This window comes from Ancylomarina sp. 16SWW S1-10-2 (assembly GCF_009669305.1).
Classification (GTDB): domain Bacteria; phylum Bacteroidota; class Bacteroidia; order Bacteroidales; family Marinifilaceae; genus Ancylomarina.
This window is the reverse complement of the sequence record NZ_SADB01000005.1, coordinates 115,192-141,705: the sequence shown is the minus strand read 5'-3', so window position 1 is coordinate 141,705 and position 26,514 is coordinate 115,192. Positions and strand designations below refer to the sequence as shown.

The following is a 26,514-nucleotide window of genomic DNA, read 5'->3' as shown; positions in this document are numbered from 1 at the left end:
TCTCAAATTGAAAAGGAGCAAATTATCATTTGCTCCTTTTTATACCCTTATCCTTTTATTTTTCCTCATCTTTTTTTTACTCCCAAGCTTTCTAATAATCAATTAAAGGGAAAAGCTCTTTTCCTCTATCCTTTACTGAATAATCATACACCGTTGGTACCATTGGATAAATCTTACGAGCAATTAAATTATCATTTCTAGTTTCCCTTCAATTTTTAACATCTTCTCCCAAAGATCGATTTATTTGACTTTCTATTACTTTTCTTTAAAGATAAACTCTCCTTTTTCTTCCGCTGCAAAAATTCCCCACTCTGTAATTGCCTGTAAAACTGGAATCAAACTTTGGCTAAAATCGGTAAGTGAATATTCGACTTTTAAAGGTGGTGTTTTAGTGTATACTTTTCTAAATACTAAATCATCTTTCTCCAATTGCTTCAGCTGTAAGCTTAATGTGCGTTCCGTAATGGTAGGCAATTCTTTTCTTAATTCATTGTAACGTTTCTTTCCATCTATTAAATGCATTAAAATAACGCTTTTCCATTTTCCTCCAATTAATTCCATAGCCGCACTTGTTGGGCAAGGAAATAATTTTTCGTGGAGTTTTATCATCGGTTTTTTCTCAAATAATTCTTTTATATCCATTACAAATCTTTATTTATTCTGATTGTACATCACAAAGGTAAACAACTACATTTAGTTTTGCAACTATACTTTTTATAGTTTATTTTTAGTTTGTTATAAATCTGTTATACAGTTAATTAAGAATTTAATTAGGTACTATCATTTTTGACCGTTATTGTGAGAAATTAAAACTATACATACTTTTGTCACTATACAAATGATAGTATTGGTTGAAGCAAGTAGTATGAAGCGTTTCTACTTAAAGTTTTTGCCACACAGAAATATACGAAAAGAACAATTTCGTATGACACAAACTTAAAATGATAGACTTATGAAAGCAATTGTATTAGATAAAGCCGGAAGTTCTGAAAACCTAATGTTGATGGATATCAATAAGCCTGTGCTTAAAAATAACGAAGTGCTAGTTGAAACAAAAGCTATTAGTATTAACCCAGTAGACTATAAAATTAGAAGTACTGAAGAAGGACTTACGATGATGTATGGTGCAACACGTCCTGTTATTTTAGGATGGGATTTAGCAGGATCGGTAGTTGCTGTTGGAGAAAATGTATCACAATTTAAGATTGGAGACAAAGTGTTTGGAATGGTCAACTTTCCAGGTGCTGGAAATGCATATGCTGAGTTTGTAGCTGCTCCAGAAAATCATTTGGCTAAAATGCCAGTGAACACTTCTTTCGAAGAGGCTGCCGCTACAACTTTAGCTGCTCTTACTGCATTGCAGGTTTTAGAAAGTAGAGTCAAGAAAGATGATCGTGTTTTGATTCATGCTGGTTCGGGTGGTGTTGGTCATTTTGCAATTCAAATTGCCAAACACTTGGGCGCTTATGTTATCACAACCTCTTCTGCTAAGAACAGAGATTTTGTAATGAGCCTAGGTGCAGATGAACACATTGATTATCGTACACAAGCTTTTGAAGAAGTTGCAACTGATATCGATTTTATATTAGATGGAATGGGAGGCGACATTTTAATGAAGTCTTTAAAAGTAATGCGCGAAGGTGGTTCAATTATATCCTTACCTAGCTCACCTGAAATAATTGAGGAAGCTCAAAAATTAGCAGATAAAAATATCAGCGTATCAGCTTTATTGGTTCAGTCGAGTGCAAAAGATATGAATACGCTAAAAGAGTTATTGGAAACTGGCGTAATAAAAGCTCATGTGTCTAAAACATTTCCATTTGCAGAAATGGCGAAAGCACACTTAGAACTTGAGTCTGGTAGAACGGTTGGAAAAGTAATTGTTAAATTTTAAAAAAAATATAGATATGAATTTAATAGATGTTTTAAATAAACGATATACAGTAAAAGAATTTGATGCTTCAAAAACAATTTCGGATGAAGATTTTGAGCAAGTAAAAGCATTATTACGCTTAAGTCCATCAAGTGTAAACCTACAACCTTGGCATTTTATAATTGCAAACACAAAAGAAGGTAAAGAGCGTATTGCAAAAGGAACAGAAGGTGCCTTCAAATTTAATACACCAAAGGTTTTAGATGCTTCTCACGTAATTGTTTTTGCAACAAGAGTTGATGCAGATGAAAAGTACATGAAAAGCATTTTAGAGCAAGAAGATAAAGATGGTCGATTTGCAGAACAAGAATTTAAAGATCAAATGTTCGGTGGTCGTATGATGTTTGCAGATTTTCACCGTTACGACCTTAAAGATTTACCTCATTGGATGGAAAAACAAGTTTACCTAAATATGGGTTCTCTTTTATTAGGTGCTGCAGCATTAGGTATAGATGCTTGTCCAATGGAGGGTGTTGATGTAAAAGCTTTAGATGAAGAGTTTGGCTTACGTGAAAAAGGATATACAGCTTTGGCTATGGTGTCTCTAGGATATCGAAAAGAGACTGATTTTAATGCGGCATTACCAAAATCTAGATTCCCAGAAGAAGAAATTATTACCCTATTATAAAATTCACAACAAAGCGGAACATTGCGAAAGTTTTGTAGCTACATTAAAAAATGCATAAGTCTAATGTATAAGTAGTTAAGTTTAAAATGGTAGCGTGCCAGCTTTATTGGTTCAGTCTAGTGCGAAGGATATGAATACTCTAAAAGGATTACTAGAAGCAGGAATCTTAAAAGCTCATGTGTCTAAAACATTTCTATTTACAGAAATGGCTAATGCACATTTAGAACTAGAATCAGGAAGAACGGTAGGAAAAGAAGTTGTTACAATATAAAATTATAGACATCATCATGATAAATGGAATTCATCATATTGCTATATCTACCTCTAATTTTGAACAAATAATTGCATTCTATTGTAATGTAATAGGTGCAGAGTTTGTTTCAAAAGGAGGTTGGGATAAAGGAAACAAAAGCTTCGATCAGGCAGTTGGCTTAAAAGACTCATCTGCCCAACAAGCTATGCTCAGATTAAACAACGTTTATATTGAAATCTTTGAATATTATACCCCTAAGCCAAAGTCAAAAGATTCACTCTATCCACCCAATGATCATGGATATACGCATATATGTCTTGATGTAACAGATATTCATAGCGAATATGAGAGACTTGTAGCGGCTGGAATGAAGTTTAATGCACCTCCAGGAGATTTTGTGGATGGAGCAGTACGAGCAACATATGGTCGCGATCCAGATGGTAACATCATAGAAATACAAGAAATAATGAGCAAAGACTTTCCATTCTATTTAAATACTGGAAATTAACTATTACTGTGGGGTAAAATTACCACTCAAGGGCGTTTTTGTATTCCTATTTACTAGATGTTTCAATGTAGCTTTGAGTAATATAAAAACAGAAATAAAATATACTTTTTTTAATATATAAAAGAGAGACTATAATGCTTACACAAATTGTAAAATTCGAAGTAAAACCAGAGAGCGCAGACGAATTTAAGGCTGCACTTATTGAAGATAAAAAAGGTGCTGAAACAGAGGCTGGCCTTTTAGAAATGAAACTTTTTGTTGACAATAAAAATCCCAATATTTTCTTTGGATATGAAAGATGGGCAGATCAGGAAGCTCTTGATTATCACACAAAGCAAGCTTACACTCAAAAAGTGGTAGAGCTAGTAAATACAGTAGTGGAATCTGTTAATGTAATGGATCTTGGAGAAACCAATCCAGCTCCACTTTATGAGAAGAATCTAAACAGAGCCAATCCCGAAGATGATGTATTTATTATTTTCTTCATTTTCAAAATCAAGCAAGGATATCGTGAGAAACTACTGAAACAGTTCGAAACTCACGTTACAAGTACAAGAAAAGAGGAACAAGGAAATATTCTTTTTGATTTGTATACCATCGATGGACAAGATGATACGTTAGCTGTTTACGAGCATTGGAGAAAAGAATCGGATGTATGGGATATTCACTTTAACCAGCCATATGCAGTAGAAACAGGAAAATTGATGAATGAAGCTGTCGTTGGAGACTTAGATCAATATATGAACTTCGTTACTGAGATAGCTTAATAACAATAATTTAATAAACTTCTAAGATGAAAAAGATTGTAAACGTGCTAATATTTATGTTCGCTCTCACCTTTGGAATTAAAACCTCAGCTCAAACTACAGAGAAATTAGTTCTTGAAGTTGATCTTGAAAATGATGCTTTATCAATGTCTCAAAATATCGATAACTTTTTCTTTGAGTCAACGAAGAATTATCCTTCTGGCGATTTGGCTATATACAATGGAGGTGTATTTCAGGAATTCAATGGAACCAATCAATCAGACTTGAAAAAGCTTGGTCGTTTTAGAGGTAAGATTAAAACCGAAGTCTATCCAAAAGAACAGAAAGATATGATGACACAACTAGTGAAATTTACCGTGAAACCTGAGTTTACAAAAGCATTTACTGAAGCGGCTACTAAAAGTTTGCATGCTTCTGTTTTGGAAGCCGGAAATGTGGAAATGAAGTTATATTCTGACGACAAAAAGCCAAATGTGCTTTATGTGTATTCACGATGGAAAGATGCAGATGCATATGAACTTCATAAGGAATTTTCATATTCTCATGAAATTAAAGCATTGGCGGGAAAAGCCTTAGCATCGGCTCCAATAATTATGAAATTGGGAGAAACGAAGTTTGCTCCTATGCACGATAAAAATTCAGTAAATCCAGAAGATAAGGAGGAAGCTCTATTCTTCATTTTCAAAATTAAAGATGGATACCGTGAGCAAGTCATCAAAAGATTTGAAGATCATGTTGCGAATACTCACAATGAAAAGGGGAATCTCTTTTTTGATTTTTACACTGTTGATGGCGCTGATGATACTTTCGTTGTGCATGAAAACTGGAGAAATCCAGCTGCAATATGGAAAATTCACATGAAGCAGCCTTATGCTGAAAAAACAGGTGCGTTATTAAACGAGGCTGTCATTGGAAATATGGAAGATGGAATGAATTTCATAACAGAAATTAAGTAATCATGAAAAAAACACTATTAGTAAACGCCCTCTTGTTTCTATTCCTTGGAACATTTGCTCAGGTAAATAATCCTTACAAGGATAAAACGATAAGTCTTGTAAAGAGTAAGATCGTACAAGAATTCAATCGTTTTGAGTTTTTGGAAAGTGTAGCTTCGGGGAAAGATGGCTCGATTTACACCACCAATTTAATGCAGGGTTTGGTTTACCGTATAAAAGATGGAAATGTAAAGACTCTTGTCGATTTTGATGGCATGCTGGCTGGACTCACATTTTTAGATGATAACAATTTATTGGTAACTGGAACTTCAGATAAAAAAGAAGCTGTTATCCTTCAATTAAACCTGAAAAGGGGAGAATCGAAGATAGTAGCAACAGTTCCTGAAGGAATTCTATTAAACGGTATTGCCAAACTAAACAAGAACAATTTTTTAATTGCTGATTCTTTTAAAGGTGTTATTTGGAAACTGAATATTAAGGATGCTTCTACAAGTATTTGGCTACAGAATGATTTATTAGCTAGTCCTTCTATCGAAAAGCAAAGTCCAGGAGTCAATGGAATTAAGGTAAAAGGCAATTCTGTTTATATCAGCAATACGGGTAAAATGTTGATGGTGAAAATTCCACTTCTAAAGGGTGATAAAGCTGGTGATCCAGAAATCCTTCATGAAAATGTGTTTATTGATGATTTTGAAATGGATGCACAAAACAACATTTATGCTGCCACTCACATCTACGATAAAATTATTAAAATAACACCACAAGGAAAAGTAAGTATTATCGCGGAAGCGGAACAGGGAGTGACAGGTTGCACCTGTCTTACTTGGAAATATGGTTCTAAAAGTACCTTACTGGTATCGGGTAATGGAGGTATGCTAAAAGCTAATAAAGATGAAGTTGTAACGGCCAAAATCGTAGAACTAAATCTGAAAGAAGATAAAAATTAATAACAAATTGAGAAATTACCCTAGCCTATGGCTTGGATGATAAAAATATAAAAATGAAAAAAAATATCTTAGCGCTTATCAGTGCAATCATATTAGTGAGTTCAACATTCCTTGTCTCAGCACAGAAAAAAGAAATGTTTAGAGAAGAAAGTATGCGCAAATTCACCGTGAGCAACACAACAGTTCAACTTGAAAAGGGAACCATGTGGGTTTATGATTATGGCGACGTAAAGTTACACGCCTACGAAACCAAAGATTTCTTCGGAACCTTTGTATTTATCTTGGAAAAAAACGGAAAAGCTGTATTGCTTGAATCACCACCTGTAAGAGATAATTATGAAGAGTTAATAAACTACATAACTGGCTTAGGACACAAAAGCATCGATTTGATTGTTTCTTATCATCCAATTGGAGCGGATTTTATTAAAACAGACAAGCTGGAATTTACCAATGTTTATTCCATGCAACATGCCATAGATCATTATGCTACAGGTGCTGGAGCGCCATCTTTAATTGGTTTAAAAAAGCGTTTTGGCGATCCTATGGATGTGACGATTTACAAGCCTACAGTTTTAATGGAAGAAGGTGTGAATGAGATTGCTGGAATAAAATTTGACATTTCGAATAAAGATTTTGCTTTCGATGTGGCAATTCCTGAAATCAATGCAATTCACCCACACATGTTAGGTCACGACAAGCACGCTCTTATTTTTTCTTTTGAATTTTTAGATCAGTATATCGCTCAATTAGAAGGTTATCAGAAGAAAGGCTACGATGTTATTTTTAGCTCACACGGAGAGCCAGAAACACAAGGAGATGTAACTATTAAGCTCCATTACCTTCAAGATTTAAAGAGCATTGCTAAAGCATCGACCAATAAAGAAGAATTCTTGGCTAAGATGAACGAAGCATACCCAAATTTTGGATGGCCTTTTTACTTGCAAGGCACAGCTAATTTCTTATTCAAAAATTAAATACTTAAGCCCAGATTACTCTAACAAGTTGCACTATGAAAATAGAAACAAAAACCTACATGAAAGTTTTAGCCGAAGAAATTCACTCGGTTGTTGTAGCAACTACCGACGAGAAAGGCTTGCCGGTAACTAGAGTGATTGACATCATGTTGCACGATGAGGATGGCATTTATTTTTTGACTGCAAAAGGAAAAGCTTTCTACACGCAACTGATGAACAAAGGCTACATTTCCTTAAGCGGGATGACTGCTGGGGCAGGTTCCATGGCGAAGAAAGCCATTTCCATAGCCGGTTCGGTAAGGAATATTGGTTCTGAAAAGCGAGAGGAAATTTTTGAGAAAAATCCATACATGGCTGATATTTATCCAAGCATGGAAAGCCGAACAGCTCTAGATATATTCCATCTGTATAAAGGACAAGGTGAGTTTTTTGATTTAAGCACGAAACCCATTACAAGAGGAAGTTTTGCATTTGGAGGAAAAGAAGTACAAGCTTTTGGCTATCAGATTACAGATGATTGTAATGCCTGCGGTTTATGTGTGGATAAATGTCCTCAAAATTGCATTCGTATTAGCGAGCCCTACGAAATAGTACAAGAGAATTGTTTGCATTGCGGAAATTGTATGGAGGTTTGCCCAGTAGGTGCAGTCGTTAAATTAGAAGGAAAATAAGAATTATGAAATATACAGGAACAACATACCGACCACCGATTGAGGCGAATACTTTACTGCTTCAAGTAACGGTAGGCTGTAGCCATAATAGCTGTAGCTTTTGCACCATGTACAAAGATGTTCAATTTAAAATTGAGCAGATGGAGCAAATCGAAAAAGATTTGCAGGAAGCGAAATTGTTTTATGGTTCACAGAAAAGAATCTTTCTATTAAATGCAGATGCCTTTGTTTTAAGCGCTCGTAAATTGAAAGAGATTTCGGCAAAAATTATCGAGTACTTTCCTGAAATGGAAGTCATTACCATGTATGCTTCTATTAGGAATATTATGAGTAAGACAGATAACGAACTTCGTGAACTCAGAGAAATGCGCATTAACGATTTGTGGGTTGGGCTTGAATCAGGTAGCGATGAAGTATTGAAGAAAGTAAACAAAGGTCATACAATAAATGATGCTTACGAGCAGTTGGAGCGCTTGACTAAAGCTGGAATTCGACACAATGACATTTTTATGTTGGGTGCCGGAGGTAAAGGCAAGTCAATTGAAAATGCCACGGAAGCTGCCAAGCTAATCAACAAAACAGGTTCTAATTTGGTAGGTGTTACTTCGCTTGGATTTTTCCCAGGAAGCGACATAGCGAAAGACGTTGAAAACGGCACATTTATACCGGCTACGGAACTGGAAATACTTGAAGAAGAGCGCAAACTTATTGAGTTGATTAAAGTAGAAAATATGCCTTTTTATGGCAGTCACCCTATTAATACAGCACAATTAAATGGTTTATTACCTCGCGATAAAGTGCAAATGCTTCAATCAATTGATGATGCAATTCGTTTTAGCGACCAAACCTTTCTTAATGGAGTTGCTGAACGTACAACATTATAATAATGCCATTACAATATGAAATATACAATTACAATGATTTCCGATTTTCAATGTCCGTACTGCTATATTGGCAAAGGCATTATTGATGGATTGAAAAGTGAATATGATATCGAAATTATCTTTAAAGGGTACGAGATACATCCTGATATTCCTGAACATGGAATTCCATCAGAAGATTATTTTCCAAATGCCAAAGAGAAGAACTTGCAATTACAAGCATTTGGTCGTCAGCATGGTCTCAACTTTACAGATATTACATCAATGCCAAATTCAAACAAAGCATTACAAGTTGCTGAGTATGCAAAATCTGTAAACAAATCGGAAGAATACAATACAGCAATGTACGAGGCTTTCTTTTTTAAGGACATCAACATTAGCTTGATACCAGAAATTAAAAAGCTTGCTAAATCGGTAGGTATTTCGGAAGAAGAAGTTGATGCCGTTTTCGCTACAGATAAATACAAGAATGCACTTAAAGACAATAAAAAATTCTGTGTGGATAATAATATTACAAGTGTCCCAACTTTTATAATTAACGATAAAATTGGAATTGTAGGAGCACAAAGTCCTGAGAATTTTAGAAGGGCTTTTAAGCAACTAAATGAACAATAAGGAATAAAAAACATTCAAAAAAATAAAACATATCATGACAAAAAAAATTAGCAGATACCCAGTACCAGAACTTAACGAATTACCAGAAGATATTCAAGCTATTCAAAATGGAGCAAAAGCAAATTTTGGTTTTGTACCTAATGTAGTAAAAGCACTTTCGCATCGCCCAGCAGAATTGCGTGCCTTTTTAGCCTACAATGATGCATTAATGAACAAAGAAAGTGGATTAAGTGCTGCTGACAAAGAGATGATTATTGTCGCTTTTTCTGCAAAAAATGGTTGTTCATATTGTGTGCAGTCTCATGGCGCACATCTTCGAGTTCAATCGGGAAATCCTTATATTGCCGACCAAGTTGCCATTAACTATAAAGAGGCTGATATTACTGAGCGTGAGCGCGCAATGATCGATTTCGCTATGAAGGTTTCTTTTGATTCTGCTTCGGTAAACGAAAAAGATTTTGAACTATTGAAAGGTCATGGTTTTAGCGATGAAGATATTTGGGACATTAATGGTATCACCGCTTTTTACAATATGTCTAACCGATTAATGAGCTTTTTAGCTGTTCATCCTGATGAGGAATTCTATACCATGGGACGCTAATTTATAGGGAATAAGGATACTAAATACATTTTCCGAAGAGTTATTTGGTCAATTAATTTATGAATTGATCTGAAAAAAGCATTTAGAAAAAAAATATCATGCAAAATATAAAAGAAGAAATATTAAAAGCACACTCATTCAGACGTGCCATTAAGGAATTTGAAGTTGATCAGAAGATTTCAGAGGCCGATTTTGAGTTTATTCTTGAAGTTGGAAGAAGATCTCCTAGTTCTTTTGGTTGGGAGCCTTGGAAATTTGTTGTTGTTCAGAATATGGAATTGCGTGAGAAGTTAATGGAGCCAAGTTGGGGAGCGCAAAAGCAATTACAATCAGCAAGTCACTTTGTTCTTCTTTTGTCCAGAAAAGGCGATGAAATGCGCGCTGGTTCTGATTATTTGAAATACAAATCGCAGGTGATCGATAAATTACCTGCTGAGGTGGAAGAAATGAAAGTTGGCTTCTTCAAAAACTTCATGGAAAATGAGTTTGACTTAACCGATGATCGTAAAATATTTGACTGGTCTTGCAGACAGGTTTACCTGCCTTTTGCTAATATGATGACTGCTGCAGCTCAGATTGGCATAGATTCTTGTCCAATTGAAGGTTTCGACCGAGCAAAAGTGGAAGAAATTTTAGCCGCTGAAGGAATTGTTGATACAAATAAACTTGGAGTAGCTGCAATGGTAGCTTTTGGTTACAGAAAAGAAGATTCACCATTCCCTCAATCTCGATTCCCAATGGAAGAAGTTGTTGAGTGGGTAAAATAATTTGAGGTAAAACGTGTCTTTATTATGCTCTGACTTTATAGGAGTTGTGAATGTCAGGGTATGAATGAAATTTCTTGGGTGAGACATATATTGAGAGCTTCAACAAAAAAAGTGAGACTCTCAAAATTCAAAAAGAGAGTATATGTAATGGATACTCTCTTTCTTTTTTGGGATGTTAAAGTTTACTAAACAGTAGGTGTCGTTTTATATTTTGTATAAATTTAGATTATAAGTTATAAAACAATTTAAACTGATATATTATGGGAGCAGTATTAATAATAGCATTAGAAATAGCATTTTTTGTAGGATACTTCCTAATTTGGAAATGGATTAATGTTAAGCCTATTTCTGTAAAAGTAAAAGTTGATTCCTATAGGAGAAGTCGATAGCCCGATGTGGCTTAAATATAAAAAGAGAACACCCACCAGAATGCTCTCTTTTGTTTTATTTATGGGCCTCGTCATGCTCTGACTATATGTGAGCTGCAAATGTCAGGGTATGACTAAAATTTTTTGGGTGCGACATATATTGAGAGCCTCAACAAAAAAAGTGAGACCCTCAAGAAAATTCGATACAAAAAGAGAGTATCCACAATGGATACTCTCTTTTATTTTATGCTGTTCGAAAAGGATTAAAGTTTAAAAGCTTTTTTTACTATTTCGATATAATCTAGTTTTTCCCAAGTGAAAAGTTCCACTTCCATTGTTTTATCATCGAAATAACGAGAATGGAATGTCTTCTCAACTGTGCGAGGTGTACGTCCCATGTGACCATAGGCAGCAGTTTCCTCATAAATAGGGTTACGTAATTTTAAACGTTGCTCAATTGCAGCAGGTCGAAGGTCGAAAATCTCAGCAATTTTATCAGCGATTTCACCATTGCTAAGCTCAACATTCTTTTTGCCATAAGTTTCAACGTAGATACCTACAGGTTGTGCTACACCAATTGCGTATGATAATTGAACCAAAATCTCGTCAGATACACCAGCAGCTACTAAGTTTTTAGCAATATGACGTGCTGCATAAGCTGCAGAACGGTCTACTTTTGAAGGATCTTTACCAGAGAATGCACCACCACCGTGAGCACCTTTTCCACCGTAAGTGTCAACAATAATCTTACGACCTGTAAGGCCTGTATCACCATGAGGACCACCAATTACGAATTTCCCTGTTGGGTTAACGTGAAGAATAAAGTTATCATCGAAGAAAGCCTGTATGCGTGCAGGTAACATTTTAATCACACGAGGGATTAGAATTGTACGAACATCGTTTTTAATCTTAGCCAACATGGTTTCATCGTCAGGACCAAAATCATCGTGCTGAGTAGAAACTACAATGGTGTGAACTCTTTCGATTGTATCATCATCGGCATATTGAATAGTCACCTGTGATTTTGAATCAGGACGTAGGTAAGTCATTTCTTTACCTTCGCGACGAATAGCCGCCATCTCAATTAATAAACGGTGCGATAAGTCAAGAGATAAAGGCATATAGTCGTCAGTCTCCTTGCTAGCGTAACCAAACATCATACCTTGATCACCAGCTCCTTGGCTCATTGGATCTTCACGATCCACACCACGGTTAATATCATCAGATTGCTCGTGAATAGCTGTTAAAACACCACACGATGTGCCATCGAATTGATATTCGCTTTTGGTATAACCAATACGGTTAATTACTTGGCGAGCTACATCTTGAGCATCGATATAAGTATCTGTTTTTACTTCGCCTGCTAAGATAACTTGTCCTGTTGTTACCATAGTTTCGCAAGCTACTTTCGAGTTAGGATCGAAAGCTAAAAATTTGTCCAATAAAGCATCTGAAATTTGATCAGCAACTTTATCTGGATGTCCTTCTGAAACGGATTCAGATGTAAATAAATATCCCATAACATTTTAAAGTTTAAAGTGTCCGAACTGTCTTAAGCTTAAAGTGTTTACAACTTTAAGTACCTAAGTCGAAAAGCGGTACTTTTTATAAATAAAATATACGGGAAAGCATTGGTTGTACAATGTACAGAAAATGTAATAGGGTAAGTATTACCATTTAGCATTTTTTTCTGTGGTCGCAATCAGCCAAATCTTTCCACTTAATTTGCTGCAAAGGAAAGCATTCTTTTGGAAACAAACAAGCTTATGCAGATTGCTTCTGATTAAGAATATAAAGGACTTTGGTTAAAAAAGACTAAAAACTCTTTATTTCAGCGTTAACTACTTGAAATTTCTTTTCTGAATTCAGTTTTACCCCAACCCTAAAGGGAGACTGAATTTCAACAACTTCCCTTTAGGGAATTTAAGGGTAAAAGTTGTTGGATTTCAAGTCATGTTTTTTCACATAGTCTGATTCTTGTGTAATTGTGCGAAAAAGAATTGAGTTGTTATCTGTTTATTGCGTTAATTCATGGAAAATAGATTCCAGATTACGCTCCTGAGATTTCATTTCGATAAGCACTAGTTGGTTATTTACTGCCATTTGGAAGATTTGTTCTCGCACATCGGCTTTTGCAGATATTTGGTAGCGATTGTTCGGTAAAGCTTGAATATGAGTAATACCTGCAATAGTTTGGAATAGCTCCTTGGCAACTGAGCTTGTAAACTGCAAGTCGAACACATAAGAATCCTTAAGACTATGAATATTGTTCGAAGCCTGATCGGCAACCAGCCGTCCTTTGTTAATGATTAGGACTCTTTCACAAATTGCTTCAACCTCTTGCATAATATGAGTCGATAGCATCACTGTTTTTTCTTTCCCAATATTTTGAATCAATTGACGAACCTCAATTAGCTGATTGGGATCTAGACCTGTTGTAGGTTCATCAAGAATCAGAACTTTAGGATCGTGAATAAGTGCTTGTGCTAAACCCACTCTTTGGCGATAACCTTTCGACAATGCACCAATCTTCTTTTTCTGTTCCAAACCTAAGCCTGTGAGCTCAATCATTTCGTTAACACGTTGCTTCTTTTTGTTTCCAAGTTTGTAAATGCCAGCTACATACTCTAAATATTCTTTTACATATAGATCGAGGTATAGTGGATTGTTCTCGGGCAAATAGCCAATTTGTTTACGGACTTCAAGAGAATGTTCCATCACATTTAAACCATTTACCAATACGTCGCCAGAACTTTGAGGAAGAAAGCCTGTGATAATTTTCATCATCGTTGACTTGCCTGCTCCATTGGGTCCTAAGAATCCAACAACTTCAGTATCTGATATCTCAAAACTCAGATTATCTAAAGCTTTTTGTTTTCCATAGAATTTACTAACTTCTTTGACTTGTATTGACATGGATTTTCTTTGTTTTTCTGCAGATTACTCAGATAATCTCAGATCTTAAATAAGTTTCAACTTAAATTATATAAAACTAGAGATGATAACCAATTCCTTATTCATTAGAAATTCAAATTTAAGAATTTATAGCTTACATTTGTATTTTAAATAGAATCAGGTTAATATTTATCAATATCAAACAGCCTACAGCTTTATACTCATTTAAATAACCTTTATTATTTGGGATGTGTGAGTAACTGTTTATAATATAATGTTATGACAATTTCGAAATATAATACTTTCTGTAAAGATTTATTTAATTATTCTCGACGTATATCTTCAATTTGCCTTATTGGAAAGACGCCTTTAGGTGCTGAATATCCTATTCGTATTCAATCTATGACCAATACCGATACGAATGATGTTGAAGCTAGTGTTTCGCAAGCTATCAGAATGATAGAATCGGGGGCCGAGTATGTACGATTAACTGCTCAAGGCAAAAACGAGGCTGAGAATTTAAAATTTATCAAGGCGAGTTTGTTGGAGAAAGGTTATGAAACACCTTTAGTTGCCGATATTCATTTCAATCCCGAAGCGGCAACTATTGCGGCTCAGTATGTTGATAAAATTCGTGTAAACCCTGGTAATTTCGTTGATAAAAGAGCGAATCTTGATGGTTCGGTTTATAGTGACGAAATGTACCAAGAAGGTTTTGCTAAGATCCGAAGCAAATTTATCCCTTTGTTAAACATCTGTAAGGAATATAAAACTGCCATTCGTATTGGAACAAATCATGGTTCATTATCTGATCGTGTTATGTCTCGATACGGTGATACGCCTCAAGGTATGGTAGAATCTACACTTGAATTTCTTCGAATTTGTAAAGAAGAAAGTTTTTCAAATGTGGTTATTTCTATCAAATCGAGCAACACGGTTGTTATGGTTAAGACAGTTCGATTACTTGTGAGTGAAATGAATAAGGAAGAGCTTTATTTCCCATTACATCTTGGTGTAACCGAGGCTGGTGAAGGCGAGGATGGACGTATAAAATCGGCTGTGGGAACTGCAGCTTTATTGAACGATGGTTTGGGCGATACAATTCGTATTTCACTAACAGAAGATCCTGAGGTTGAATCGCCAGTTGGACGAAAAATGGTAGATTATATTCTTGAAAAGGAAGGTCATGCACCTATCGAATCTCCTCTTTGTTTGGACGTTAACTTATATGAGTTCTATAAACGATCTACTCAGAAGGTAGCCAATATAGGTGGTGGAAATCAAGCCATTGTTATTGCCGATTGTAGTTTGGATAAATGTTTTAGTAGTGATTTTCCTGAGCAAATAGGTTATAAGATGAACGCCGATAGCTTTGAGTGGGAGAAAAGTGATTTGGCTGCCGATTATATTTATATTAATGGTTTAGATCCAGCCATTCGTGATTTTCCTGAAGAATTGGGATTTATTGTCGATTCAGAATGTTGGGAAGAAGCATTTTTATATTCAGAGCGGGTTCAACCTTTATTTTCATCCGACGCCTTTTTTCAAAATGATTTGAGTGCATTTAATTCTGATGTGCATTTTATCAGTTGTGAGTATTCAAACTTGACAGAAGCTTTTATAGAAAAGCTGAAAACAGATCCTAAGGCTGTTCTTTTATGTGAATCGAAGCATCAAAATACTTTTGCTGAGCAACGTGCTTTTGTATTTAAATTGATTCAGTTTAATTGTAAAACGCCAGTTGTGTTTCATCTTTTATTTAATGAAAATAAATTGGAAGATTTGCAGTTGAAATCAGCCTGCGATTTTGGTCCTTTATTTATCGATGGATTAGGAACTGGTATTTGTTTAAATAATATTGGAGATATTTCTCGTGAGGATATTAATGCGACTGCCTTTGGTATTTTACAAGCTGCTCGTGTTCGCACATCTAAAACGGAATTTGTTTCGTGTCCTGGTTGCGGTCGAACTTTATTTGATTTGCAAGAAGTAGTCTCTGAGGTAAAACAAAGATGTGCCCATTTATCTCATCTTAAAATTGGTGTAATGGGATGTATTGTAAATGGTCCTGGCGAGATGGGAGATGTTGATTATGGATACGTTGGAGCAGGTATTGGCAGAGTATCTCTTTATAAATCTCAAAAAGTGATCAAGAAAAATATTTTGAGTGAGGATGCTATCGAAGAGTTGATTCAGATTATAAAAGATAATGGTGACTGGAAAGATGTTAAGTAGAAATAAGAGAACAAGTATTTAAATAGCTTATCGATCTATCTGTTTATTTATCTAAATTTATTATATTGTAAGCTATTTAGAGTAAATTTGTACTCATTGGTGTGATAGATGAATCTAGTAAAATTAGGAGGTAAGACTATGAGTTTTCGATTAATATTTGTTTTTTTTCTATTTATATCGACAGTTGTATCGTCTCAAGAACTCAATATTAAAGGCGTTTTTACGGGTGCTAATGTTTATATTGTAAATCCTTTTGTCCATTCGAAAGACCTTTTTACAATTGATTCAATTTCCATAAATAACAAGAAATATACCGAAATTTTAGAATCGAGTGCTTTTGAAATTGATTTGTCACACATGGGATTCAAGCTTGGAGAGGATCTTCATTTTTGTATTTGTTATAAAGATTCTATAAAACCTTCAATTTTAAATATTGAAGCTCTAAAGCCTCTAAGTTCCTTTAAGATAAAAGAGGCTTATATTGACAAAGATCAATGTTTAAACTGGACATGTTCAAATGAAGTGGGTTCCTTACCTTTTGATGTACAACAATATCGTTGGAATAAATGGGTTAAAGTTGGGGAACTTAGAGGTGTTGGAACCTCAGGAATTAATTCCTATAGAATTAAAGTACCCGTTCATTCTGGTGAAAATATATTTAGAATTCATCAAGTAGATTATACCAAAAAAGATAAGTATTCCGATTCGATACAATACAAATCGACTCTACAGGTTGTTCAACTTGTAAATAAGAGAGTCAAAGAGCAGTTAAATTTCTCCACACCAACCCAGTTTGAAATTTTTGATCTGTTTGGGAATCTTATTTATAACGGATATGGTGGAGAAGTCCGATTAGATGATTTAATACCAGGAAAATATTACGTCAATTTTGATAACACGATGGGGGAATTTATCAAAGAATAGAAATTAACTAATCTTTTGTAAATAAATCCAAGATAGTTTCACCATTTTCTATATCGAGATGATGGGCAATCATGCCAACTGAGCGTGCAGCCTCTACGTTAGAGTACATATCATCAATAAACAAGGTTTCTTCAGCTTTAAGGTTTTCGGCTTTTAGAAGCTTATTATAGATGCTTGTGTCGGGTTTTCGTAATCCCAAGGTATGAGAAAAATAATCCTTTTCGAAGCAATCCGATAATTCAAGACCGTACTTGTCTTTAAGCATTTGATTGTAATGTTTCCAATGAATAATATTGGTATTGCTTAGGAGATATATCTTGTGTGTTTTCTTAAGCTCTTGCAATAGAAGTAATCTTTCGTGAGGAAAATCGAGCAGCATAGAATTCCATGCATAATCTATTTCTTCATCGCTAACTTCTGCGTCGATATATTGTCTGATTTCGTTTCGAAAAGCTTCAGGACTCAATTCTCCCTTCTCAAGACGATCAAATAAACCATCTTTTCGATATTCGTACTGAATTCGGCTTGTATCGTTTAATCCTATCGCTTTAAACTGATTAACAGAATTTTCGGGGTTTATATTTAGAAGTACTCCGCCTAAATCGAAGACTATATTTGGGATTGATGAAAAATTAGGCATATTTTCTTTGTGTTTTTTTTGAATTATTCAATGCAAATATGTAACATTGCACTCGCAAAACAAAGGTAATGATATCATTTTACTGATTTGTTTTCATCGGGCCTATAGCTCAGTTGGTTAGAGCACCTGACTCATAATCAGGGGGTCCATGGTTCAAACCCATGTGGGCCCACCCCCAATATCAAGCAGTTACACTATGTGTAGCTGCTTTTTTTATTTTAGATATACCTGATATATGTGAAGTTGGTTTGAGTTTGTAGAACAGGCTGGTTTAAATTTTTTCAGTTTAATTAGGAAAGCTTTCCATATTCATCACATATAAAGGTAATTATTCCATCAATAGAAATTTTAACGCTTTTGCTGAACGCGAAGCCCTCGCCGAAGGTTATTCCTCATTTTTATAATTAAAGCTTTTAGGAGATATTGTATAGGTGTTGTCGTTTCTACACCGCTTATCAAAGGTATTTACACAATTAGAATCATTATTGAGTTTAGACACACTGCCAGACTCGGGATGTCCGCCTCAGGCGGATACGAGTCCAATGGTATTTTGTATTTATTGAAAATATAAGGCATAAAAAAAGCTCCTAACTTTCGTTAAGAGCTTCTCTCGAGTAGCGGGAATCAGACTCGAACTGATGACCTTTGGGTTATGAGCCCAACGAGCTACCAACTGCTCCACCCCGCAATATATTTTTAATACCTTTATAGAAAGATGAAATCTCGAAGGATTTCTAAGTAGCGGGGATCAGACTCGAACTGATGACCTTTGGGTTATGAGCCCAACGAGCTACCAACTGCTCCACCCCGCAATATATTTTATAGTTTGGTATCTTTCTATTTGCGATTGCAAAGATACGCGCTTTTCGAGAAGATGCAAGCTAATTCTAGTTTTTTTTAATAGTGGAGACCGTCTAAATCCCCTAGGTGTGGCTTAATCAGGACAAAAAAGGAAGCTTTATTTGTTAAAATTAAGCTTTCATAGTGCAATGTATCATTGTGTTGTAATTCGTATATTTTTTAAAATTATTAGCATAATTTTAGACGTTAATTGGCGTAAAATATTTTTAAAAATAGGCTCTTAATTCAACACTTCCTACATGAATTGCGCTATTTGCTTCAGTTTTACGTCCACTGTAGTTTATATTCATTTGGAATGTTTTTGTCAGTTGTTGTTGATAATTGAGTTGCCATGTCATGTTATTCCCAGGGAGGAAACCTTCGAGCATTTCATAGGCCAGAGAGCTATTACTATCACTATTGTAGCTTAGTTTTAGATAGTGGATAGACGCATTAAGGTTTTTTCTTTCTCCAGAAGAGAATTGAGCTTCTATTCCTAAATCGTGAGATGTCAATTTCTCAGTATTTAATTTGTTGTCTTTAGTCTTAAATAAATAATCAAATTCCAATTGAAAATTTCTGCCAACTTGATATTTGACTTTTATTTCTTCCTTAATGTAATTCAATTCATAATCATTGCTAGAATATATTTCGCTTGTACGAGTTTTGGTACCTGTATCAATTCGATTGTGAATTTGCCAATCTTGTTTTCTCCAAATTAAGCGTAAACCATTTTGACTTAATTTATTTCTCTCAAACCCATTATTTAAAAGAAGTTTGCTTTCATTGTTTAAATAGATGTAATCGTAGGTGGTATGCGACTTTTTAGGGTGATAAGAGAACGTGTTTTGTAACGATGAGTTTAGGGTGATAACATTGAGATTGTCTTGTGATGAAGAAAAAGGGTTTCCGTACAGATTGAAATCATTATTAGTGCTCTTTTTAGCAATTTTATACGAAAAACGATTGCCAAGTGAGGATGCAAATTTTATAAGCTTAGAGCTTCCTTTTAGGCGTTTTAATTGGATGTTCAAACTTTGACGGTATTCGCTAGTATAAACTTTTTTGTAGTTAGTTGTTATATTGGAAATACGAATATAATTGGCTTCATCTTTAAAGCTTGAAACCTCAAATTCATTAATCTCTTTTATTTCATTATTATTATAATCAGTCCATTTGTAAACACCTTGTCCTTCATTAATTTCCACATAAGAGTAGATACGATCAGCTTCAAGTCCTGATCCTAATTCGTAATAGCTCGATGTTCTAATTATGCCTTTCAGAATTTGAGCTCGATGTTCTAGTTTTCCTAGATAATTTTCTTCTGGCGTTTTATCACTAATACCTTCATTTATAATTTGTAGTTTTCTGTAATTACCGCTTAGTTTTAATTGATTCTTTCTATTCTTTTTTAGGTATAAAATAAAGCCAATATCTTCAGATTCGCTTTCGGATCTCATCTTATTTTCCCATGGTAATAAGTCTTTCCGATATTGATAGAAAGTTTCAAATTGATTTGGACTATTTTCTTTGCTTTTTAAGAAGGCTTTATACGTTTTGTTTGCAAAGCTGCTAGTTAATAAATCGTGGCTACTTTTTTCTTCCCATTTGTTGTTTTCGCTATGCTGTTCCAGGCCAATATTAAATGTTTTTAGTTTGTATATTGTTGCTAGGTTATTTCTGAAAAATTCTGTTTTTGTGTCGTCCTGGTCACTTACTAAAAAGTTTGCATCCCAATTTAATTCAAAATTTCTTTTGTGATATGTAATAGAAGCATTTTGTCGTAATCCATTGAACTGCGACGCCCGATTTAGTGCTGAAATATCGTAGGAAAATTGACTTGCTTTACCTTTATATCTGTTTTTAATCTCAATAAAATGTTCGGTGCCTTTTGTTGTTTGTTCCTCAATATTCCAATCTCTATCGAATTCTGTAGATCTAAATGTTTCTACTTCTTCAAAATTTTTGCCAAGGTAATTGTAACTCAATGATGAGATTAATTGCTGGTTTGTATCCTTAAAAAAGGTCTTTCTGTTGGTTTCAAACATAAAGGCAAGGGCTTTATTGTTTTTGTCATCGAGTGTAGAGAATGTGTTGAGATCCTTATTACTAAAAGCGAGTTCGAATTGACTATTGGCACGTGCCGAGTGTTTTAATTGGCCACCAATACTAATGACTTGATGTTTTTCAGGAGCTACCATTTGTGATTTAAGGGAAAAATCGCCTTGAGGAATGGCGTTGATGGGAGCAACCCATTCATAAACGCGTCCATTTGCTTGTGATTCAATTTGCTTATAGTTACCCTCTTTATCGCCAACATATGAAAAATTAATTTGATAAATAGCTTCAGTGGGGTCAGTTGAATAAGCATAGGTTTCGTAATCTATTCCTTCAATCTGTTGAATTACCTTTTTGTATAAGATAAGTTCGTTGGTGTATTCTACAATTTGAATTTGTTCAGATATAGCGTTCTGCAGATTATCTCCTGATTGACTAAGTAGAAGCTTTTGTTCATCACTCAAATCCTGGCTAACCGTGTTATTCTTGTTATCTTGCTCATTGTAAAAATTAATTTGAAGGCTTGCGTTTTCGCTTTCTATCTTGGTATTATTATAAATCAGGTATCTTGAATAATTCTCTTCAGAATATTCAAACTCCGCAATAATTCGTGAGTTTCCATTAATTGGCTGACTGGTATTAAAACTAAGTTCGCCGGTATTGTAGTTTATTGTATAATCTTTGTTTTCACCACGTGAAAGCAATTGTCCATCCACGTAAATCTTTTCAGATCCAGAAAGTACAACGATGTAGGTTTCATTATTCGTTCCATAGAATCTGTAAGGTCCTTGGTTTCCTTCTTGCCCTTCAATTTCCATTCTGTTGAATTTTCCTTTTGCAATGGAAGCACTTGTTTGCGTATAGATTTTTGTTTTTTTTCCTTTAGAAATAAGACCCATGTATTGTCCTCCTTGTACTTTTTTCTGGAATTTTAGGAAGTGTGAATTTTGCGAGTTTTCTATTTGATAATCACCAAGGGTGAGTTCGTGTTTTTCGTTAAAAAGTTTGATAAAGATGCGATCAAAATCTTGAATCTGTTGCGTATTGCCTTCGGGTTGAATTGGAATATTGTCGTCGGTAATAGCAGCCAGTATATTAACATTATTGCTTAATTTACCAGATAGTTGTAGGTTGAGGTTCGAATTACTTACCACATTTTGATTATTTCCCATTGACAAACCTCGAGTGTAACTACCTTGTTTGTTTAGCTGAGAGTTAAAGTTGTTTTCCAATGTTCGATTAGTCTGTTTTATGGAATATCGTTTATTCCTCAGTACATCGGGCTGATTTATTTCACTTAATTTATGTTTGAAAAACGTCTGATTTGTCTTATAGTTGTAGACACGATAGGTGATTTTAGCTAGAGAGCCTTTCGTTTTTAATTTTGCCTCTGGAATAAAAATTCCTTTTGCTAAGTTGAGCTTATAAAATGTGCTGTTTAGTAATTCTTCACCTACCCATAACTTAATTGTGGCTGGTAATATTAAAAGGGAATCGAGTTGTATGCTGTCTTTTGTAATATCAATCTTCTTGGTTCTGATATTGCTTGAACTCTGAGCATAGCTAGCCGTGCTCAAAATTAGAAATGTGCAAATAAACAGAATACGTTTCAAGATTTTGGATATAGGGATTTGGTTAATTAGCTTAATTAAAGGACTAATTTGGGGATAATTTTTTTAGGGTAGACATATGGAGGCTAAAAATGTTTAGTTTTGTGGCGTGAACTTCATATTTTATTCAAACGACTTGTAAGTTTTTAAATTGCTTAATAAATGATTTTGTTTTATAATTTGTCCGTCTTTTTTTATTCTCTAATAGTACGAGTAGCATCATTATTCAACCCTAAGGCGCAGCAATGGGTTCGTGGACGTAAAAATATCTTTAACAAGATAAAAGAGGCAGTTGGAAGTGATACTAATCTAGTTTGGTTTCATTCTGCTTCGTTGGGAGAGTTTGAGCAGGGAAGACCCGTTATTGAGGGGTTTAAAGAAAAGTATCCTGATTATAAAATAGTGCTAACATTTTTTTCCCCGTCGGGTTACGAGATTCGTAAAGATTATGAGGGTGTAGATTATGTGTTCTATTTACCCTTAGACACGAAGCGAAATGCCAAAGCGTTTATTCGAATAATTAATCCTAAAATGGTTTTCTTTATTAAATATGAATTTTGGTATCATTATTTAAATCAACTTAGAAAACAAGAGATTCCAACTTACATATTCTCAACTATATTCCGACCTAATCAAATGTTTTTTAAACCTTGGGGAGGGTTATATAGAAAAATACTTAAAGCGTTTACGCATTTATTTGTTCAGAATGAGGAGTCTATTGAATTGTTAAAGGGAATAGGTTTTGAGAATGTGAGTTTAGCTGGAGATACGCGTTTCGATCGTGTGTATTCTATCGCTAAGCAGGCAAAAGTATTACCACAACTCGAAGATTTTGCCCAAAATAGACCTGTTTTGATTGCCGGAAGTACATGGCCAAAGGATGAGGAAAATATCATTAGATATATTAACGCTACAGATAATGATTACAAATACATTATTGCTGCTCACGAGGTTGACGAAAATCATATTAAAAATATTATAAGCAGTATTAAGAAGCCTTATGTACGATTTACCACAGCTAGCAAAGCTGAGATCGATGCCGCTGAAGTTCTAGTTGTTGACTGTATTGGCGTACTTTCATCTATGTACCGATATGGCGATATTTCATATATCGGTGGTGGTTTTGGTAGAGGTATTCACAACACCCTTGAAGCAGCATGTTGTGGTATGCCAATAGTTTTTGGTCCCAATTACCATAAATTTAAAGAAGCGAAGGATCTTCTTGCTAATGGAGCTGCTCACACGTACGAAAATTATGAGGAGCTGAAAGTAGTCTTCGATACCTATCATAAAAATGTGGATGAACGAAAAAAATCGGGAGAATCTGCCATAAATTACGTTGATGAGATGAGAGGAGCAACCTCAAAAATTCTTGATACAATAAAGTTTTAGTTTAAGCCAAACCTAGCTTTGATCACACTTTCAGTCCTTTATCCTAAAATAACACTTTTATATCTTATTTTCAATAGCTTTTTGATGTGTAAATAGACTGAATCGCTTTGTTATCAGCGTGTACAGATCATATCTTTATATCTATATGTTTTACTTTTGGAAAACTTTTTAGATTAACTCAAAATGTAAGCGATTGAATGTGAATATATTAACAATTCATTGTGGATAACTTTTATTTATTTATTTGTTTTGGTATTGTCGTTTCGGAAAACGATACCTAAATTGCATATTAGAAATTTAGAGGAGTAAAAAATCAGAGAAGAAACTCTTTTATGTAAATAAGTTTTGAGATAAATCTACAATTAATATTGATCATGACAGTTAAAGATAAGGAACAATCCCCGATGGTTAAACAACAAACTTTTGACTCCGAAGACGTTTTTAAAGCTTCTTTAGAATATTTTGGCGGTGATGAGTTGGCGGCACGTGTTTGGTTGAATAAATATGCTTTGAAGGATTCTTATGGGAATGTTTATGAAAGAACACCTGATGATATGCATCATCGTATCGCAAGCGAAATTGCTCGTGTCGAGGAAAAGTATGTTAACCCCTTATCTGAAGACGAAATTTTTTCAGTATTAAAAGATTTTAAATATATTGTTCCACAAGGAAGTCCTATGTCTGGAATTGGAAATAAATTCCAAGTTGCTTCTTTGTCAAACTGTTTTGTAATTGGTAATAAAGGTGATTCTGACTCTTATGGCGGAATCATGAAAATTGACCAAGAGCAAGTTCAGTTGATGAAACGTCGTGGTGGTGTTGGTCACGATTTGTCACATATCCGACCAAAAGGGTCTCCTGTTAAAAACTCTGCTTTAACATCCACTGGCATTGTTCCGTTTATGGAGCGTTACTCAAACTCAACGCGTGAAGTTGCTCAAGATGGTCGTCGTGGCGCTTTAATGTTAAGTGTTTCTGTAAAACATCCAGATTCTGAAGAGTTTATAGATGCGAAAATGGAGCAAGGTAAAGTTACAGGTGCTAATGTTTCTGTAAAAATCCTTGATGGTTTTATGGAAGCTGTTCTTGCTGGAAAAGAATATACACAGCAATATCCTGTTAATTCTGATAACCCAACGTATACAAAAGATATTGATGCTGGTAAATTGTGGAAGAAAATTGTTCACAATGCATGGAAATCAGCAGAACCAGGTATCTTATTCTGGGATACTATCGAGAAAGAATCAGTGCCTGATTGTTATGCTGATTTAGGTTACCGTACCGTTTCGACGAACCCTTGTGGTGAAATTCCATTGTGTCCTTATGACTCTTGTCGCTTATTGGCTATCAATCTTTATAGTTATGTAGAGAATCCATTTACGCCCGAAGCAAGTTTTAATTTCGATTTGTTTAAGAAACATGTTGGAATGGCTCAACGTATTATGGATGATATTATTGATCTTGAATTAGAAAAGATTGATGCTATTATTGCGAAAATTGCTTCTGATCCTGAAGAGGATGAAGTAAAACGTGTTGAGAATAATTTATGGCTTAATATTAGAACGAAGGCTAAAGAGGGAAGACGTACAGGTGTTGGTATTACTGCTGAAGGCGATATGGTTGCGGCTATGGGCTTGCAATATGGAACCGAAGCTGCTACAAGTTTTTCTGAGGAAGTTCATAAAGTGATTGCTGTTGAGGCATATCGTGCTTCGGTTTATTTAGCTAAAGATCGTGGTGCATTTACTATTTTCGATGCCAAAAGAGAAATTAACAATCCATTTATTATGCGTTTGAAGGAGGCTGCTCCTGATATGTATGAGGATATGTTAAAATACGGTCGTCGTAATATTGCTTGTTTGACTATTGCACCAACAGGAACAACAAGTTTGATGACTCAAACATCATCGGGTATAGAACCCGTATTTATGCCAGTTTATAAACGTCGTAGAAAAGTTAATCCGAACGATAAGAATGTTCGTGTAGACTTTGTGGATGAGGTTGGCGATTCTTGGGAAGAATTTGTGGTATTCCACCATAAATTTGTGGTTTGGATGGAAGCTAATGGTATTAAAACAGGCAGACATTTTTCTGATGAGGAAATTGATGAATTGATAAAAAAATCACCTTATCACAAAGCGACATCAAATGATGTGGATTGGTTACAAAAAGTACGTATGCAAGGTCGTGTGCAGAAATGGGTTGATCATTCAATTTCTGTAACTGTAAATTTACCTGCTGATGTATCAGAGGAATTAGTTGGTGATCTTTATGTTGAAGCTTGGAAAAGCGGATGTAAGGGGTGTACCGTTTACCGTGATGGTTCTCGTTCTGGTGTTTTAATTTCCAACGAGAAGAAAGCTGAAACTGGGAAAAATATGCCAGCTAAACGTCCAGAAGAACTTGAAGCTGAGGTGGTACGTTTCCAGAATAATAAAACAAAATGGATTGCGATAATTGGTCTTTATGAAGGGCAACCTTACGAGATTTTCACAGGTATTCAAGATGATGAAGAGGGAATTTTATTACCTAAGTCGGTAAATAAAGGCTTTATTCTTAAGCGTAGAGATGAGGATGGTAATACCCGATACGACTTCCAATACAGTAACAGACGTGGCTTTAAAACAACTTTTGAAGGTCTGTCGTATAAGTTTGATAAAGAATTCTGGAATTACGCTAAATTGATCTCAGGGGTATTACGTCATGGTATGCCAATTGAGCAAGTTGTGAATTTGATTTCAGGTCTTCAACTTGATAGCGAAAATATTAACACTTGGAAAAATGGTGTTGAGCGTTCATTAAAGAAATACATTCCAAATGGAACTCAAGCCAAAGGCATAACCTGTGTTGAGTGTGGCTCAGAGCACGTTATTTACCAAGAAGGTTGCTTAATTTGTCAATCATGTGGTACTTCTAAATGTGGATAAGCAATTAGAATAATAATATAGGAAAGGACGTTCATAATGAACGTCCTTTTTTTATTTAAAATCCTGTCAGTTGCATTTGTTACTTGAATCGAAGAGTGATTTACTTTCTCCTCCTTTTTTAAGG

General features: G+C 34.9%; 23 protein-coding genes, 3 tRNA genes and 1 pseudogene. 19 read left to right on the top strand and 8 right to left on the bottom strand.

Annotation, left to right across the window (positions count from 1 at the left end; all coding sequences use genetic code 11):
- Positions 1-91: 91 nt before the first annotated feature.
- Both EMN46_RS20390 and EMN46_RS05660 read right to left on the bottom strand, forming a co-directional pair.
- Positions 92-196: pseudogene (locus EMN46_RS20390) on the bottom strand (winged helix-turn-helix transcriptional regulator); the annotation flags it as partial.
- 59 nt (positions 197-255) lie between these two features.
- Entirely contained in the window at positions 256-642 is a 387-nt protein-coding gene (locus EMN46_RS05660; RefSeq protein WP_229130284.1) for a helix-turn-helix domain-containing protein, read from the bottom strand.
- Positions 643-952: 310 nt separating this feature from the next.
- Between EMN46_RS05660 and EMN46_RS05655 the strand changes: the two genes are divergently transcribed.
- From EMN46_RS05655 to EMN46_RS20185, 14 genes are all read left to right on the top strand, one after another.
- Positions 953-1,894 carry an NADP-dependent oxidoreductase gene (locus tag EMN46_RS05655; protein ID WP_154199706.1) on the top strand — a complete coding sequence of 314 codons (942 nt, stop codon included), beginning with the start codon at positions 953-955 and terminating at the stop codon, positions 1,892-1,894.
- Between the two features lie 13 nt (positions 1,895-1,907).
- Positions 1,908-2,561 (top strand): oxygen-insensitive NAD(P)H nitroreductase, encoded by a 654-nt coding sequence (nfsB, locus tag EMN46_RS05650; RefSeq protein ID WP_154199705.1) that lies wholly within the window; start codon positions 1,908-1,910, stop codon positions 2,559-2,561.
- Between the two features lie 94 nt (positions 2,562-2,655).
- Positions 2,656-2,832: a zinc-binding dehydrogenase gene (locus EMN46_RS05645; protein ID WP_368667498.1), complete on the top strand. Its 177-nt coding sequence runs from the start codon at positions 2,656-2,658 to the stop codon at positions 2,830-2,832.
- A 16-nt stretch (positions 2,833-2,848) separates the two neighbouring features.
- A complete protein-coding gene (locus tag EMN46_RS05640; protein ID WP_154199704.1) occupies positions 2,849-3,322 on the top strand; it encodes a VOC family protein in 474 nt (157 codons plus the stop codon).
- 134 nt (positions 3,323-3,456) lie between these two features.
- A complete protein-coding gene (locus EMN46_RS05635; RefSeq protein WP_154199703.1) occupies positions 3,457-4,089 on the top strand; it encodes a putative quinol monooxygenase in 633 nt (210 codons plus the stop codon).
- A 26-nt stretch (positions 4,090-4,115) separates the two neighbouring features.
- The gene (locus EMN46_RS05630; RefSeq protein ID WP_154199702.1) at positions 4,116-5,045 is read left to right on the top strand and encodes a putative quinol monooxygenase; all 930 of its coding nucleotides are present in this window, start codon (positions 4,116-4,118) and stop codon (positions 5,043-5,045) included.
- A gap of 2 nt (positions 5,046-5,047) precedes the next feature.
- Positions 5,048-5,992, top strand: coding sequence for an SMP-30/gluconolactonase/LRE family protein (locus EMN46_RS05625; protein WP_154199701.1), 945 nt, complete (start codon positions 5,048-5,050; stop codon positions 5,990-5,992).
- A 53-nt stretch (positions 5,993-6,045) separates the two neighbouring features.
- Entirely contained in the window at positions 6,046-6,966 is a 921-nt protein-coding gene (locus EMN46_RS05620) for a hypothetical protein (RefSeq protein ID WP_154199700.1), read from the top strand.
- A gap of 35 nt (positions 6,967-7,001) precedes the next feature.
- The gene (locus EMN46_RS05615; protein ID WP_154199699.1) at positions 7,002-7,637 is read left to right on the top strand and encodes a 4Fe-4S binding protein; all 636 of its coding nucleotides are present in this window, start codon (positions 7,002-7,004) and stop codon (positions 7,635-7,637) included.
- Between the two features lie 5 nt (positions 7,638-7,642).
- Entirely contained in the window at positions 7,643-8,521 is an 879-nt protein-coding gene (locus tag EMN46_RS05610) for a radical SAM protein (RefSeq protein ID WP_154199698.1), read from the top strand.
- A gap of 15 nt (positions 8,522-8,536) precedes the next feature.
- Positions 8,537-9,133, top strand: coding sequence for a DsbA family protein (locus EMN46_RS05605; protein WP_154199697.1), 597 nt, complete (start codon positions 8,537-8,539; stop codon positions 9,131-9,133).
- A 34-nt stretch (positions 9,134-9,167) separates the two neighbouring features.
- Positions 9,168-9,734 (top strand): peroxidase-related enzyme, encoded by a 567-nt coding sequence (locus tag EMN46_RS05600; protein WP_154199696.1) that lies wholly within the window; start codon positions 9,168-9,170, stop codon positions 9,732-9,734.
- A gap of 98 nt (positions 9,735-9,832) precedes the next feature.
- Positions 9,833-10,501, top strand: a complete 669-nt coding sequence (locus tag EMN46_RS05595) for an NAD(P)H-dependent oxidoreductase (protein ID WP_154199695.1) — start codon at positions 9,833-9,835, stop codon at positions 10,499-10,501.
- Between the two features lie 260 nt (positions 10,502-10,761).
- Positions 10,762-10,890: a hypothetical protein gene (locus EMN46_RS20185; protein ID WP_255447717.1), complete on the top strand. Its 129-nt coding sequence runs from the start codon at positions 10,762-10,764 to the stop codon at positions 10,888-10,890.
- Positions 10,891-11,132: 242 nt separating this feature from the next.
- Here EMN46_RS20185 and metK read toward each other — a convergent pair whose 3' ends face one another.
- Together metK and gldA are read right to left on the bottom strand one after the other, a co-directional pair.
- Positions 11,133-12,389, bottom strand: coding sequence for a methionine adenosyltransferase (metK, locus tag EMN46_RS05590; protein ID WP_154199694.1), 1,257 nt, complete (start codon positions 12,387-12,389; stop codon positions 11,133-11,135).
- Between the two features lie 496 nt (positions 12,390-12,885).
- A complete protein-coding gene (gene gldA, locus EMN46_RS05585; RefSeq protein WP_154199693.1) occupies positions 12,886-13,785 on the bottom strand; it encodes a gliding motility-associated ABC transporter ATP-binding subunit GldA in 900 nt (299 codons plus the stop codon).
- A gap of 258 nt (positions 13,786-14,043) precedes the next feature.
- On the opposite strand from gldA, the gene EMN46_RS05580 reads away from it, so the two are divergent.
- Both EMN46_RS05580 and EMN46_RS05575 read left to right on the top strand, forming a co-directional pair.
- Positions 14,044-15,999 (top strand): flavodoxin-dependent (E)-4-hydroxy-3-methylbut-2-enyl-diphosphate synthase, encoded by a 1,956-nt coding sequence (locus tag EMN46_RS05580; RefSeq protein ID WP_154199692.1) that lies wholly within the window; start codon positions 14,044-14,046, stop codon positions 15,997-15,999.
- 108 nt (positions 16,000-16,107) lie between these two features.
- A complete protein-coding gene (locus tag EMN46_RS05575; protein ID WP_154199691.1) occupies positions 16,108-16,923 on the top strand; it encodes a hypothetical protein in 816 nt (271 codons plus the stop codon).
- Between the two features lie 7 nt (positions 16,924-16,930).
- Here EMN46_RS05575 and EMN46_RS05570 read toward each other — a convergent pair whose 3' ends face one another.
- Entirely contained in the window at positions 16,931-17,563 is a 633-nt protein-coding gene (locus tag EMN46_RS05570) for an HAD family phosphatase (protein WP_154199690.1), read from the bottom strand.
- Between the two features lie 98 nt (positions 17,564-17,661).
- Here EMN46_RS05570 and EMN46_RS05565 point away from each other — a divergent pair.
- Positions 17,662-17,735 (top strand) — tRNA-Ile (locus tag EMN46_RS05565).
- A 443-nt stretch (positions 17,736-18,178) separates the two neighbouring features.
- On the opposite strand, the gene EMN46_RS05560 is transcribed toward EMN46_RS05565, so the two are convergent.
- The 3 genes from EMN46_RS05560 to EMN46_RS05550 all read right to left on the bottom strand — a co-directional run bounded on the left by EMN46_RS05560 (position 18,179) and on the right by EMN46_RS05550 (position 22,074).
- A tRNA-Met gene (locus EMN46_RS05560) sits at positions 18,179-18,251 on the bottom strand.
- 51 nt (positions 18,252-18,302) lie between these two features.
- Positions 18,303-18,375, bottom strand: a tRNA-Met gene (locus tag EMN46_RS05555).
- A gap of 255 nt (positions 18,376-18,630) precedes the next feature.
- Positions 18,631-22,074 carry a hypothetical protein gene (locus EMN46_RS05550; protein WP_154199689.1) on the bottom strand — a complete coding sequence of 1,148 codons (3,444 nt, stop codon included), beginning with the start codon at positions 22,072-22,074 and terminating at the stop codon, positions 18,631-18,633.
- A gap of 159 nt (positions 22,075-22,233) precedes the next feature.
- Here EMN46_RS05550 and EMN46_RS05545 point away from each other — a divergent pair, with 159 nt between their 5' ends.
- The gene (locus tag EMN46_RS05545) at positions 22,234-23,463 is read left to right on the top strand and encodes a 3-deoxy-D-manno-octulosonic acid transferase (RefSeq protein WP_154199688.1); all 1,230 of its coding nucleotides are present in this window, start codon (positions 22,234-22,236) and stop codon (positions 23,461-23,463) included.
- A gap of 374 nt (positions 23,464-23,837) precedes the next feature.
- A complete protein-coding gene (locus EMN46_RS05540; protein WP_154199687.1) occupies positions 23,838-26,390 on the top strand; it encodes an adenosylcobalamin-dependent ribonucleoside-diphosphate reductase in 2,553 nt (850 codons plus the stop codon).
- Positions 26,391-26,514: the final 124 nt, after the last annotated feature.